This window comes from Streptomyces sp. HUAS MG56 (assembly GCF_058673395.1).
Genome location: NZ_CM178722.1, coordinates 2,665,503 through 2,679,622, shown reverse-complemented (window position 1 = coordinate 2,679,622; position 14,120 = coordinate 2,665,503). Strand labels below are relative to the sequence as shown.

Annotated in this window: 10 protein-coding genes; 9 read left to right on the top strand and 1 reads right to left on the bottom strand. The window is 74.6% G+C overall.

All coding sequences use genetic code 11. The features are described 5' to 3' along the window. Window positions 1-12: 12 nt before the first annotated feature. Window positions 13-207 (bottom strand): hypothetical protein, encoded by a 195-nt coding sequence (locus tag AC4OXY_RS12790; RefSeq protein ID WP_356032837.1) that lies wholly within the window; start codon window positions 205-207, stop codon window positions 13-15. A gap of 307 nt (window positions 208-514) precedes the next feature. On the opposite strand from AC4OXY_RS12790, the gene AC4OXY_RS12785 reads away from it, so the two are divergent. From AC4OXY_RS12785 to AC4OXY_RS12745, 9 genes are all read left to right on the top strand, one after another. Then, on the top strand, window positions 515-907 hold the full coding sequence (locus AC4OXY_RS12785; RefSeq protein WP_356032840.1) for an ankyrin repeat domain-containing protein: 393 nt from the start codon (window positions 515-517) through the stop codon (window positions 905-907). Between the two features lie 300 nt (window positions 908-1,207). Beyond that, complete coding sequence (locus tag AC4OXY_RS12780) at window positions 1,208-2,626, top strand: HEAT repeat domain-containing protein (protein ID WP_356032842.1); 1,419 nt, start codon at window positions 1,208-1,210, stop codon at window positions 2,624-2,626. A gap of 188 nt (window positions 2,627-2,814) precedes the next feature. Beyond that, window positions 2,815-3,942: a glycosyltransferase family 4 protein gene (locus tag AC4OXY_RS12775; RefSeq protein WP_491993946.1), complete on the top strand. Its 1,128-nt coding sequence runs from the start codon at window positions 2,815-2,817 to the stop codon at window positions 3,940-3,942. Beyond that, the gene (locus AC4OXY_RS12770) at window positions 3,939-5,114 is read left to right on the top strand and encodes a glycosyltransferase (protein ID WP_362822016.1); all 1,176 of its coding nucleotides are present in this window, start codon (window positions 3,939-3,941) and stop codon (window positions 5,112-5,114) included. The genes AC4OXY_RS12775 and AC4OXY_RS12770 overlap by 4 nt, the downstream gene beginning before the upstream one ends. Beyond that, entirely contained in the window at window positions 5,111-6,079 is a 969-nt protein-coding gene (locus AC4OXY_RS12765; RefSeq protein WP_376294657.1) for an SGNH/GDSL hydrolase family protein, read from the top strand. Before AC4OXY_RS12770 ends, AC4OXY_RS12765 begins: the two co-directional genes overlap by 4 nt. Window positions 6,080-6,164: 85 nt before the next feature. After that, a complete protein-coding gene (locus AC4OXY_RS12760; protein WP_356032852.1) occupies window positions 6,165-6,872 on the top strand; it encodes a GntR family transcriptional regulator in 708 nt (235 codons plus the stop codon). Window positions 6,873-6,941: 69 nt separating this feature from the next. Then, complete coding sequence (locus AC4OXY_RS12755; RefSeq protein ID WP_376294659.1) at window positions 6,942-8,471, top strand: hypothetical protein; 1,530 nt, start codon at window positions 6,942-6,944, stop codon at window positions 8,469-8,471. 31 nt (window positions 8,472-8,502) lie between these two features. Then, window positions 8,503-9,381: a hypothetical protein gene (locus tag AC4OXY_RS12750; protein ID WP_376294661.1), complete on the top strand. Its 879-nt coding sequence runs from the start codon at window positions 8,503-8,505 to the stop codon at window positions 9,379-9,381. A gap of 64 nt (window positions 9,382-9,445) precedes the next feature. Further along, the gene (locus AC4OXY_RS12745; protein ID WP_491993945.1) at window positions 9,446-14,089 is read left to right on the top strand and encodes a hypothetical protein; all 4,644 of its coding nucleotides are present in this window, start codon (window positions 9,446-9,448) and stop codon (window positions 14,087-14,089) included. The last annotated feature ends 31 nt before the right edge of the window (window positions 14,090-14,120 follow it).

Here is a 14,120-nt window from a genome sequence, read left to right as displayed (position 1 = left end):
GGAGGGGCTGGGTCAGAACTTGATGCCGCCGAGGAGGCTCGCCAGGCTCTCGCCGCCGGCCTTGATGCTCGGGGCGATGCCCGTGCTGGCGAGATAGAAGCCGAACAGGGCTGTCACGGTCGCGTGCGAGCCCTTGAGCCCGTCCTTGCGGAAGAACAGGAAGACGATGACGCCGAGAATGATCACGCCGGACATGGAAAAGACCATTTGAGGCCTCCTGGTGTCGAGGGGGACAGTCACCATGAGTTCTTCCAGGATCACAGGATGTGTCCATACGATAAAAGGTGCAAATGGGTGAAATCTGACCGCTTTCCCTCGGTCGGCGGAGCGGGCTCCGCCCGATTGGCCAGGGCTGATGCCCCGAACAGGGACGAGCGTGATCTTTACCTCGGGCGCATCGGGTCATGTGCCCCGCGAGCCAGTACGCTGACGATTCACTCGTACGGCCGTGTTCCGCTCGCTGCCGTACGCTCCCTGCAAGTCCCCGAAGTTTCCAGGAGAGGCGGTCCGGCCGATGAGCGAAGCCCCCGACCCCGAGGTCGTGGAGCTGGCGACCAAGATCTTCGATCTGGCCCGGCAGGGGCAGACCGAGGCGCTCGTGGCGTACGTCGACGCGGGTGTTCCGGCCAACCTCACCAATGACCGCGGCGACTCCCTCGTGATGCTCGCCGCCTACCACGGCCACGCGGCGACGGTGCGCGAACTGCTCGCGCGCGGCGCGGCGGCGGACCACGTCAACGACCGAGGCCAGACGCCGCTCGCGGGAGCCGTCTTCAAGGGTGAGGCCGAGGTCATCAAGGCGCTCCTGGCGGGCGGGGCCGATCCCGCCGCGGGCACGCCCTCCGCCGTCGACACCGCGCGGATGTTCGGCAAGACGGAACTCCTGGAACTGTTCGGCGCACACTGACGCACATGTCCTGACCAGGTACGACACACAAAACGGGGGAGGCGGTACAAGGCCGCCGGAAATACGGTCGCGGCAGCACACACCGCGGGTCATCATGACGACGTGATTCACGGACGCGATGGCTGGGCAGGTGTTGCCGCACCGCGCGGGCCGTGATGCGGTCCGCATGGGCCACCGACGAGAGGCAGAGAGAAATGGTCTACAGCAAGCAAGAGACGGCGGGCGCTCCGACGTTGTGTCACGCGGCCAGGTAGTGCGTGTTCTCCGGTTGCGTCGACGCTTGATGTGAGGCTGTTTGCCATGTTCGATCCGTTCATAGCGCCGAGCGGTACGCTGCTCGGCCTGTTGCAGCGGGGCCGCGGCGACGGCACGCTGCACGCGCTCACCGCCCCGCGCGCGGAAGCGCTCGCGGCGCTGAACCAGTGCGTGCTGCGCGACCCCCGCCAGGACTGGCAGGTGGAGAACCGCTCTCTCTACTACGCACGCCTGTACCTCGACCTGAATGGCGAGCTGGACGCGATCGCGGCCCATCTCTTCGGCCCCGAGGACGTTCTCGACACCGACGAGTCCCGCACTGGTCTCGCCCTCGCCGTGCTCGGACACCTCGCCTCCTACGGCAGGCTCGACGCGCTCGAACTGCTGCGGCGGTACGCCGCCACGGGCAGCAACTGGGCGTGGGCCCTGGACGAGCTGGCCCTGCGGGACGACGACGCGGGCCTGCGCGCCCTCGCCGCCCCCGTCCTGGCCCGCTTCGGCACCGACCCCGAGGGCGAGGCCGAGCTGGCCGCCGCCGTCCGGGACGCCTTCGAGCCCCGGCCGTGGCGGCTGTGGGCGGAGGATCCGCGCGAATCGATCGCCACGCGTGTGCGTGCCGCGCAGGAGACCGGCTGTTTCGACCGCTGGCAGCGGCAGATGCAGCCGACCGGTCCCCGGCCGGGCTGGAGCGTGCGCGCCGTCTTCGAGTGGGCGCAGGCGGGCATGGACCGCGGCGCCGCACTCCATGTGCCGGCCGCCCGCTGTCTGGTCGCCGTGGCCGGTCCCGAGGACCGCGCGGAGATCGTCCAGGCCGCCCGGTCCGGCACCGACGGCGCCCGCTGCACCGCCCTGCGCTATCTCGCCGACGGCAACGACGCCGAAGCCCTCGACCTGATCGAGGCCGCGGTCGCCGACGGCACCACCGTCGTCGTGGAGGCCGCCGTCGACGCCTTCGAACGGATGCGCAGCGTCGCCGCCGTCGACCGCGCCCGTCGCTGGGCCCAGCGCCCCGACCCCCTCGGCGCCGCCGCGGGCCGCATGCTCGCCTGCCGGGGCGGCGCGCGCGACAAGGACCTGGTCCTCGGCGCCCTGCGCGAGGCCGTACGCGGCGAGGGCCCCGACGCACCCACCCTGTGGACCCTCGTGGACGGTGCCGGACGCCTCGGCATCGCCTGCGCCGCCCCCGTCCTGCGGCACGTCTACCGTGAGACGGCCTCGTCCCACCTGCGCGGCCGCGCTGCCCACGCCCTGGCCGCCACCGACCCCTCCTTCGCCGCCGGCTTCGCCGTCGAATGCCTGTGGGACTGCGAGGAGACCACCCGCGAGATCGCCGCCCGGCACGCCGAGACCGGTGACACCCGGGTCGTGGAGCGCCTGCGCCGCCTGGCCGCCGATCCGGCCGAGGAGGCAGAGGTGCAGACGGCCGTCCGCAGCCGCTTCGGCTCCGACACCGCCGGCGGCTGACCCTCCCCCACGCGCGTACGGAACACGCGGACGACCGCCCGCCGGGTGAACACCGGATGACCGGCGGGTCAGGCGGCCATGACGGCCGTCTGACCCGCTCGGGTGTGCAGCCCAACGCTCACAGGACGTTCCCCGAGCGGAAAGATCGACGTTGACGCGGCCACGTCCAGCGCGGCGACAACACCCGTATGCGTGTCGTCATCGTGACCGAATCCTTTCCCCCCGATGTGAACGGCGTGGCCCACTGCGCGCTCCAGACCGCCCGGCACCTCGTTGATCGCGGTCACTCCCCGCTCGTCGTCGCGCCGGCCCCCGCTCCCGGCAGCGCACCGGACACGGACGCCCCGTGCCCGGTCGTCCGTGTCCCTTCCCTCCCCCTGCCCGGCTACCCCCAGGTCCGCGTCGCCCTCCCGAGCCGGCGCCTCGCCGCGGCCCTCCTCGACCACCGCGCCGACCTTGTCCATCTCGCCAGCCCCTTCGTCCTCGGCGTCCGCGGCATGGCCGCCGCCGCCCGGCTCGGCATCCCCGCCGTCGCCGTCTACCAGACCGATCTCGCCGGGTACGCGCGTACGTACATGGGCGCCGGGGAAGCGGCCGCCTGGCGGCGCATCCGCTCGGTGCACTCCGCCGCCGACCGCACCCTGGCCCCCTCCAGCGCCGCCCTCACCGACCTGGAGGCCCACGGCGTGCCCCGGGTCCGGCTGTGGCCGCGCGGCGTGGACACCGTACGTTTCAAGCCAGAACACCGTGATGAGGCCCTGCGCCGCGAACTCGCCCCGAACGGCGAGCTGATCGTCGGCTATGTCGGCCGGCTCGCCCCCGAGAAGCACGTAGAACTCCTCGCCGGAGTCTGCGGACTGGAGGGCGTGAAGGTCGTGGTCGTCGGTGACGGGCCCAGCCACGCCCACCTCGCCGAGGCGCTGCCCGGCGCCGCCTTCCTCGGCCGCCGCACCGGCCACGACCTCGCGCGGATCTTCGCCTCGCTGGACGTGTTCGCGCACACCGGCCCCTTCGAGACGTTCTGCCAGACCGTCCAGGAGGCCATGGCCAGCGGCGTCCCGGTCGTCGCGCCCGCCGCCGGCGGCCCGCTCGACCTGGTCGCCCACGAGCGCACCGGACTGCTCGTCGCGGCGCTCGACGCCGCCGCCGTGACGGAGGCCGTGCGCACTCTGGTCACCGACCCCGACCGCCGGATCGCGTACGGCCTCGCCGCCCGCACCATGGTCGAGGGCCGCACCTGGGCCGCCGTCGGCGACCAGCTGATCGGGCACTACGGCGACGTCCTCGCGGCCCGCAGGACGGCGGTGGCGGCATGACCGGCACCGGCTCCTCCCTGCGCATCGTCCGCCTCGCCAACTTCGTCGCCCCCGCCTCCGGCGGCCTGCGCACCGCCCTGCGCGAACTCGGCAAGGGCTTCCGCGCGGCCGGCCACGAACCGGTGCTGGTCGTGCCCGGCGAACGGCACACCGACCAGGACACCGAGCAGGGCCGTGTCATCACCCTGCCCGGCCCGCTGCTGCCCGGCACCGGCGGCTACCGCGTCCTCACCGACAAGCGGCGCGTGGCCGCCCTCCTGGAGGAGCTGGCCCCGGACCGGCTGGAGGTCTCCGACCGGACCACCCTGCGCTGGACCGGCCGCTGGGCCCGACGCGCGCGCGTGCCCGCCGTGATGGTCTCCCACGAGACCGCCGACGGCGTACTGCGCACCTGGGGCCTGTCCGAGAACCTGTCCCGCAAGGCCGCCGACGCCCTCAACACCCGCACCGCGCACGTCTACTCGCGGGTGGTGTGCACCACGGAGTTCGCCGAGCGCGAGTTCGTCCGCATCGGCGCGCGCAACGTCGTACGCGCCCCCCTGGGTGTCGACCTGATGCAACGCCACCCCGCGCTGCGCGACCCCGCCCTGCGCGAGCGCCACGCGCGCGAGGACGAGGCGCTGCTCGTGATGTGCTCGCGGCTCTCCGTCGAGAAGCGTCCCGGCACCGCCCTCGACGCCCTGGAGGCGCTGCTGCGGCGCGGCCGGAAGACCGTGCTGGTGGTCGCCGGGGACGGACCGCTCAAGGCCCGGCTGGAGCAGCGCGCGCGGGAGCGCGGGCTGCCGGTGACCTTCCTGGGGCACGTCTCCGACCGGGCCGTGCTCGGGGCGCTCCAGGCGTCCGCCGACATAGCCCTCGCCCCCGGGCCCGCCGAGACCTTCGGGCTGGCCGCGCTGGAGGCCATGGCCTGCGGCACGCCCGTCGTGGCGAGCGCCTCCTCGGCGCTGCCCGAGGTGATCGGGTCCGCGGGCGCGACCGCGGCCGACCACGGCGAGGCCTTCGCCGACGCCGTCGACATGCTCCTGGAACGCGGCGAGCGCGAGCGCCGCGAGACGGCACGCGCGCGTGCCGAGTGCTTCGGGTGGGGCACGGCCGTGGAGGCGTTCCTCGCCGCGCACGACGCCCCGGTGACCGCGCCCCGGCGCGGCGCCGTCCCGGAGGGCGTGGCATGAGAGCCGTCCGCTTCGTCGCCCTCGGTGACTCGCTGACCGAGGGCGTGGGCGACCCCGTCGGCACCGGCTGGCGGGGCTGGGCCGCGCTGCTGGCGCCGTCCCTCGCGGGGAACGTGGAGTTCACCAACCTCGCCGTCAGCGGGGCGCAGACCCGTGACGTGGGGGAGCGGCAGCTCCCGGCCGCCCTCGCCCTGCGCCCGGACGTGGCCTGCGTGGTCATCGGCGTCAACGACACCCTGCGCCACACCTTCGACATCCGCACGGTGGCCGCCCGCCTCGACGAGGCCTACGCCGCCCTCACCCGGCAGGGTGCCACCCTGCTCACCGCCTGCCTGCCCGACCCCGGCGCGATGCTGGGGCTCCCCGGCGCCCTCGCCCGCCCGCTGGCCCGCCGGCAGCGCGCGGTCAACACCGTCGTGCACACGCTGTCCGAGCGTTACGGCGCCGTCCATCTGCACGCGACGGGCGGTACCTGGATCATGGACCGGGCCCTGTGGAGCGCGGACCGGCTGCACCCGAGCGAGCGCGGACACCGGCAGCTGGCCGCCCACTTCCACGCCCTGCTCGCCGAGACGGGCCGGGCGAGCGGCCAACCTCCCTCGCCCGAGCCGGAGTTCCCCCCGCCGACCCGTACGGCGAGCCTGCTGTGGCTGGCCACCGCAGGCACGGGGTGGGTGGTGCGGCGGTGCAAGGACCTGCTGCCCCAGCTGCTGCGTCTCGCCGCCGACGAGATGCGCCACCAGGCCCGCGGGACCGGCGCCCGGCTCGACCAGAGCGCGTCGGCGGCGGTGTCCGCGGCCCTGGCCGCCCTGCCGGAGCGCACCGGCGCCGCCGGCGGGGCACAGCTGCGCCGTATCGTCGTGAACCGTGCCGCGACGCCCGGCGGTGCGGGCCACCGCGCGGAGGCGGAGGCGCCGGCGTCCCACCGGGAGGACGCGGAGGTGGCGGCGAACGGGATCGGCTAGCCGAGGCGGACGGATGATGGGTCGTTCAACAATCCGACAATACCCGTGTTGTCTGGTTCCGCCTGTCTGCGATTGAATTCCCGGCATGGCAGAGCAGCTGACGGGACTGGCCGGCGACCGGGCCCTCCTCGGGCGTACGAGCACGGCCGAGCGCGTGTCGGACATCCTCCGCAGCCGTATCGCCGACGGGTACTTCCCGCCCGGCACGCGGCTGTCGGAGGACGGCATCGGCGGGGCGCTCGGGGTCTCCCGCAACACCCTGCGCGAGGCCTTCCGGCTGCTCACGCACGAACGCCTGCTGGTCCACGAGCTGAACCGGGGCGTGTTCGTCCGCGTCCTGACCGTCGAGGACGTCGAGGACATCTACCGCGCGCGCACCCTGGTCGAGTGTGCCGTCGTCCGCGGGCTCGGCGAGCCGCCGTACCCGCTGGACGGGCTCGCCGCGGCGGTCGCCGAGGGGGAGACGGCGGCCGGCGCGACCGACTGGAAGGCGCTGGGCACCGCCAACATCCACTTCCATCGCGAACTGGTCGCCCTCGCCGGCAGCGAACGCACCGACGAACTGATGCGCAGCGTCTTCGCCGAACTGCGCCTCGCCTTCCACGTCGTGGACGACCCGCGCCGGCTGCACGAGCCGTACCTCGCCCGTAACCAGCAGATCCTCCGGGCGCTCCAGGCCGGTGACCGGCTCGGGGCGGAGGACCTGCTGGAGACCTACCTCACCGACTCGCTGGAGCGGGTGGTGGAGGTGTACCGGCGCAGGGTCGGCGAGGAGAGCGCCGGGCTCTCCTGAGCCTGTGTGACGCCCGTCGCTTCTGCGTCGTTTGGGTCGATGTCAGACCGAGGACCTAGTCTGTGCACCGTGACTTCACCCGCATCGACGGACAGTGTTCCGCCCCAGCTCAGCGCCGCGGCGCGCCCGGCTCCGGGCCCGGCCGCCGACGAGGGCCTGGCGCGGCGGCTGCGCGCCCTCGCCTGCACGGCGCCGCTGCACGACCTCGACGCGCGCAAGGCCAACCTCGCCGGTGAGTACTCGGTCTACGGAATGGCCGAGGTGGCCCTGGCCGCCATCGACCTCGTCACGCTCAACATGGACTTCGACACCGGCGCGGACCACGAGCAGATCGTGGCCCGGCTGATCCCGCGCATCGCCGCCCAGGCCCCGCAGCGGCCCGTCGGCGAGCACGAGCGCGTGGCCCGCTGGGTCGTGGAGAACCTGATCAACGTCGGCAGCGCCGACCGCGGCTTCCGGGCCGTGTACGGCACCTTCGGCCCGGACGGCACGTACGTCCGCCGGGACTACGACTTCAAGCTGATCGAAGAGGTCCCCGGCCCCGGCGGCACGGTCTACCTGCGCACCACGGACGAGGCGGTCAACGTCCTGGTCGGCGCCCTGGACACCGACGTCACCAGCGCCCAGATCGCCGCCGAGGTCAAGCTCGAAGTACTGATCAACCGCGGCCGGCTGGCGGACGCCCAGCTCGCCGCCGAGCAGGCCCGCTACCGCACGGTGCAGTACTCAGAGACCCTGCGCCGCGCCCTGGATGCCACCCGGCGCAACGTCCGCGCGGTGGACTGGCTGAACTCCGTGCCGGACATGATCGCCGAGGCCCTGGACCACGTGGCGGACCGCTACCGCCACGAGAACGCGATCCTCACCAACATCCGCAAGGCCCGCGACGAGACCGAGGAGCCCGAGCACAAGCGCCGCGCCGCCGAACTCGTCGACATCGTCAAGGACTGCATCCGGCGGCACACCCAGCTCCAGTCCCGCCTGCTGGAGGCCGGCCCGCTCTTCCGCGCCGAGCAGGACCGGCAGGCCTTCGCCACCCCGGCGACGACGTCCGGAACAGACCTGTACGGCCATCTCGTGGCCCCCGTCCTGCCGCTGCCCGTGGAGCAGGCGATCCGGGTCACGGACGCCTTCTTCGCCCAGGGCACGGGGCTGCGCACACCGGTCTCCGTGCGCGTGGCGGACCTCGTCGACATACTGCTGACCCCGCCCGTCGAACGGGAGCACCTGGGCGCGGAGATGCCCGAGCCCGACCTGATCGCCACGCCGGACGACAGCCGGTTCAGCGAGGAGCAACTGGTCGCCGCGACGGAGCTGCTGGACCTCCCGGCCGACGCGCCGCGCCGGCTGTCCGGGCTGCTGGCCGAGGCCCGCCGCACCGGCGACCCCGATCTGGCGTATCTGGTGGCCCTGTTGGCGGTGCACGCGGCCAGCCCGGCCGTCGGCACGGCGTACCGCCAGGGCGAGGAGAAGCTGCTGTTCGCCGTGGACGACGGGACCGAGCTGGACGATCCCGAGTTCGGCGGGGCGGACCTGATCGTGGGCACCGCGCTGCTGGACGCGGCCGGGATGGCGGCCGACCGGACGGAAGCAGCATGACCGAGCAAGAACGCGACAAGGAGCCGAAGCCGTGACCGAGCACGTCGACTGGAGTGAGCCCGAGCCCGCCGCCGCGCCGGCCGGTGCCGCCGTCACCCCCGCCGACGCCGCCGACGCGGCGCGGCTCGTCGCCTTCGGACTGCAGCCCAAGGTGCAGCCCGCGCGCGACCAGGAGTACACGGAGCTGCTGCGCCGCTACCGCGACGACCCGGCGTTCGCGCGGCTCGCCGACGCCGTCGCCGCCGGGCTCGGCCTCGTCGTGCTGGAGGTGTCCCCGCGTGCGGGGATGGCCGTGACGGCCGCCGAGGACTCCGTGTTCGCCGTCCGCATGGGCGACTACGCGCGTCGCACCGCCGCCGACTCCGGCGACCGCTTCCTGCACGGCCTCGCCCATCTCGCCGCCGCCGCCCTGGCGTTCCCGCGCCCCGAGGACCTGGCCGACGACTCCTACATCGGCCGCGTCACGGTCAACGGTGTCGACGCCTTCGTACGGCAGGCCTGCCGGCGCCTGGAGGAGCGGGCCGAGCAGCAGGGCGAGAACACCGACCCGGCGAGCGACGCACCCGGTCTGGAGGCCGCCTGGCGGATCTGGGCCAGACGCAGCGCCACCGGCGCCACCAAGGACGCCCGCCGCCCCGCCGCCTCCACCACCGGCATCGTCGCGAAGGCCCTCGCCTTCCTCACCGACTCGGGCTTCCTCCAGCGCACCGGCGACGACGGAGGCGGCACCTACCGCACCACGGCGCGCTACCAACTCCAGGTCCGTGACATGGCCGGCGCCGCGGCGATGGCCGAACTGCTCGACCTGGGCGTCGTCCCGGTGACCGACGGCACGGCAAGCCTGCTGCCCGCCGAGGACACCGAGGACCTGGAGCTGGTGGCGGACGCCGGACTGCCGTTCCACTCCTGAGGGCCGCAGGGCCCCGCCATGACCTGAACCACCGCACCTTTCACCAGACTTACGAGAGTCCGCCATGTACGAGCTGTCCCGGGTCCGCCTCTACTCCATCGGGCCCGCCGGTGCGCGCTACGCCGACACCGTGCTTGACCTGCGGGGCGTGGGCGAGCCCGTGCCCGACCCGGCGCCCACGCAGGCGGAGTTCTTCGAGGAGGAGCCGGCCGGGCCGCCGCGCCGCCCCGCGCCCGCGGGCGTGCTCTTCCTGGAGAACGGCGGCGGCAAGTCCGTCCTGCTCAAGCTGATCTTCTCGGTGATGCTGCCGGGCCACCGCAACACCCTCGGCGGCGCCAGCTCCGGCGTGCTGCGCAAGTTCCTGCTCGCCGACGACTGCGGACACGTCGCGCTGGAGTGGCAGCACGTGCAGACCGGTGAGTGCGTCGTCGTCGGCAAGGTCAGCGAGTGGCGAGGGCGGCAGGTCTCCAACGACCCGCGCAAGTTCGCCGAGGCCTGGTACTCCTTCCGGCCCGGCCCCGGACTGAGCCTGGACAACCTGCCGGTCGCCGAGGCCACCGCCGTACGGCCGCCCGCCGAGGGCACCTCGGGCGCCCAGGGCCGGCGCCGCACCATGAAGGGCTTCCGTGACGCCCTGACCGAGGCGGGCAAGGCCTACCCGCATCTGGAGGCGCACTGGGAGGAGATCCACGACCGCTGGATCGAGCACCTCGGCGACCTCGGCCTCGACCCCGAACTCTTCCGCTACCAGCGGGAGATGAACGCCGACGAGGGCGAGGCGGCCGGCCTCTTCGCGGTCAAGAAGGACTCCGACTTCACCGACCTGCTGCTGCGCGCGGTCACCGACACCCGCGACACCGACGGCCTCGCCGACCTCGTCAGCGGCTTCGGCAACAAGCTGGGCCGGCGCGCCGAGCTGATCGCCGAACGGGACTTCACCGCCGGCTCGGTCGACCTGCTCGGACGCATCGTCGAGGCCGCCGAGACCCGCACGCGTGCGCGTGACGTCCACGCCGGTGCCGAGCGCCGCACCCGCTCCCTCGCCCGGCGGCTGTCCGCGCGGGCCGTGCGGGAGCGGGTACGGGCCGCCGACCTCGCCCAGCGCGTCACGGCCGCCGCCTACGCCGTCACGCACTCCGAGGGCGGGCGGGAGCGCAGCGCCCTGTCCGCCGCCGAACTCGCCTACCGGCACGCCTCCCTGGCGCTCGCCGCCGCCGAGAAGTCCGCCGCCGCGCAGAAGCGCGAGCTGGCCGACGCCCGCACCCTGCACTCCGCCTGGCAGGCAGCCGAGGTCGTGCTGCGGCACCGGGCCGCCGCCGACCGCGTCGCGCGCGTGTCCGCCGCCATCCAGGAGGCCGAGCGGGACGCGGCGCCCGCGCTCGCCGCCCGCGCCAAGGCCGCAGTCGACCTCGTACGGGCCCTGCACGCCGCCGCCGAGAGCGCCGAGACCCTCGCCAACGAGGAGGAGGAGCGCTCCGCCGCCCTCCAGGAGGTCGGTGACTGCGCCCACCGCGACTCCACGACCGCCGCGACCGAGGCCCAGCGCGCCCGCAGCGAGGCCGGGCATCTGCGCCAGCGCCTCACCGAGGTCGAGCAGGAGACCGCCGAGGCGGTCCGCGCGGGCTGGCTCGACGACAGCGCCCCGGACGCCGACCCGGCCAGGGCCGCGCTCGCCGCCAGCGACGCCGAGAAGACCGCGGTGGCCGCCTGGGACGCGGCCCGCGAGGCCGCCCACAAGGTCACCGAGCACGCGCGCGAGGCGGCCGCCGCCGAGTCCCGTGCGGAGCTGACGGCGGCCCGCGCGGCCGACGCGGCGGCCGCGGCCGCGCGCGCCCACGAGGCCGAGCAGCGCCTCGCCGAGTCCCTGGCCGCCGAGGAGCGGCTCGCCGAACTGCTGGGCCTGCCCGGCATCCCGAGCAGGGCGCGCGTTCCCGGCCCGCGCACCGACACCGACGACGACCTGCGCGCGACGACGGCCGCGGAGGCGCCCCCCGCCGCCGAGGGCCCGCTGCGGCCCGAGCAACTCGACCGGTTCGCGGACGAGTTGCGCGCGCTCCTCGACGCCGCCGTGACGACCGCCGAACGGCATCTGTTCGAACTGCGCACCGCGGCCGCCGACGACGCCCGGATCCTCGGCGCGCTCGGCGACGGCGGGCTGCTGCCGCCCGGCCCGGACGTGCTGGCCACCGTGGAGTTCCTCGGGGAGCACGGCATCCCCGCGCTCCCCGGCTGGCGCTATCTCGCCCAGTCCGTCGACCCCGCCGACCACGCGCGTGTGCTCACCGCCCGGCCCGAACTGGTCGACGGCGTGATCATCACCGATCCCGACACGCACGCGCGCGCCCGCGACGCCCTGGCCGACGCCGCCCTGCTGCCCCGGTCGACCGTCGCCGTCGGCACGGCCGCCGCCCTGCTCGCCCCGCCCCCCGCCACCGACGCGTCCTCCGAGGACGTCTTCCTCGTGCCGCCGAACCCGGCCATGCACGACGAACTCGCCGCCGACGAGGAACGGCACGCGCTGCGCGCCCGGGCCGCCGAGCGCGACGAGGAGATCCGCACCCTGGCCGCCCGGCTCGGCAAGGACCGCGAGCTGGCCGCCCGGCTCGCCTCCTGGCGCACCGGCTGCCCCGCCGGACGTCTCACCGAACTCGCCCGGGCCGCCCAGGAGGCGGGCGAGTTCGCCGAGGAGGCCGAGGCGGAACTGACCGAGGCGCGCACCGCACGCGCGGAGGCCGAGGAGGCCGCCGCCGAGGCCGCCCAGCTGCGCGACGAACGGCAGGAGGCCGCGCAGAAGGCCCGCCGCGCCGCCGACGCCCTCGCCGGTCTCGCCTTCCGCCTCCGTGAGCGCGCCGGCTGGCAGGTCAAGCTCCGCGAACTCGCCGACGAGGCCGCCGAGTCCGAGGCCCGCGCCCAGGCCTGCCTGGACCGCGCCCGGGCCGCCGACGAAGACCGCCGCGCCGCCCAGCGCGCCGCCGACGACGCCCGCCGCACCGCCCGCGCCCTGCGCGCCGAACGCGCCGAGATCGCCGGCGCCCCCGACGATGTACCGGTCGAGGACGTGGACGCCCCGAAGGCGTCCCTGCCCGCCCTCCGCGAGGCCTACCGGGCCGCCTCCCAGGTGTACGAGAAGGTCGGCGTGGGTGCCGACCTGCGGGCCGAGCAGGCCCGCGCGGAGAGCGACGAGAGCGCCGCCCGCACCGAACTGGACCGGCTCACCAACAAGGTGCGCACCCGCGCCGAGCAGCTGCTCCAGTCGCCCGACGGCTCCGACGGCCCCTCCCGGCAGGCGGCCGCCGCACGCGCGGAGGAGCTGGTGCAGCTCCTGGAGACCCGCATGTCCACCGCGAGCGAGCAGCTCGGCCGACTGCGCGGCGAGGCCGAGCGCCACGCCCCCGAGGACGGCGAGGCACACACCGAGCTGCCCGAGGAACTCGTCCCGCGCGACGCCGAGCACGCCCAGGCGCTCCTGCGCACCGCGACGGGCGAACTCGCCTCCCGCACCGAGGCGTTGGCCGAGGCCCGCGAGGCGCACGCCGAGCTGCTGGACGCCCACCGGGGCGCCGAGGACGCGGCTGGCGGCTTCGACGAGATCGCCGCGATGCTCCGCGACCTGCTGCGCGAGCACGCCCCGGAGGAGGAGCAGGAGGAGCCGGAGCCCTACCCGGGCAGCCTGGAGGACGCCCGGCACTCCGCCGCCGAGACCCGCCGCTCACTGCGCGGCTGCGCCGGCGACCTGTCCGCCGCCGAGGCCGCCGTGCGCGAGGCGAGCGACGTCCTCGTCCGGCACGCCAACTCCACGCGCTACGAGCAGGTCCGCACCCCCGCCCGCCAGCAGATCCGCGAACTGCCCGCCTCCGCGCTGCCCGAGCACGCCCAGAAGTGGGCCGACGCCTTCGCCCCCCGGCTGCGCGTCCTGACCGACGAGCTGGCCCAGCTGGAGCGCAACCGCGACTCGATCGTGGACCGGCTGCGCGGGCTGGTGGAGTCCGCGCTCGCCACGCTGCGCTCCGCCCAGCGGCTCTCCCGGCTGCCGGAAGGGCTCGGCGAGTGGTCCGGGCAGGAGTTCCTCCGCATCCGCTTCGAGGAACCGGACCAGGTCACGCTCACCGAACGCCTCGGCGAGGTCATCGACGACGCCACCCGCGCGGCCGTGAAGAAGAACTCCGACCTGCGCCGCGACGGCATGTCCCTGCTGCTGCGGGGCGTCGCGGCGGCCCTCCAGCCCAGGGGCGTGGCCGTCGAGATCCTCAAGCCCGACGCCGTGCTGCGCGCCGAGCGCGTCCCTGTCGGACAGATGGGCGACGTGTTCTCCGGCGGACAGCTGCTCACCGCGGCGATCGCGCTGTACTGCACGATGGCCGCCCTGCGCTCGAACGACCGGGGCCGTGAGAAGCACCGGCACGCCGGCACGCTGTTCCTCGACAACCCGATCGGCCGCGCCAACGCGACGTACCTGCTGGAGCTCCAGCGGGCCGTGTCCGACGCGCTGGGCGTGCAGCTGCTCTACACCACCGGCCTGTTCGACACGACCGCCCTCGCCGAATTCCCGCTGGTCATCCGGCTGCGCAATGACGCGGACCTCAGGGCGGGCCTGAAGTACATCAGCGTGGAGGAGCACCTGCGGCCCGGGCTGCCCCAGCAGGCCCAGACCGGAGAAGCGGTGCACAGCGAGATCACGGCGACGCGGATGTACAAGAAACCGGCATGACGGTCACGCGGTGAGGCGGGGCCGCGCCGGG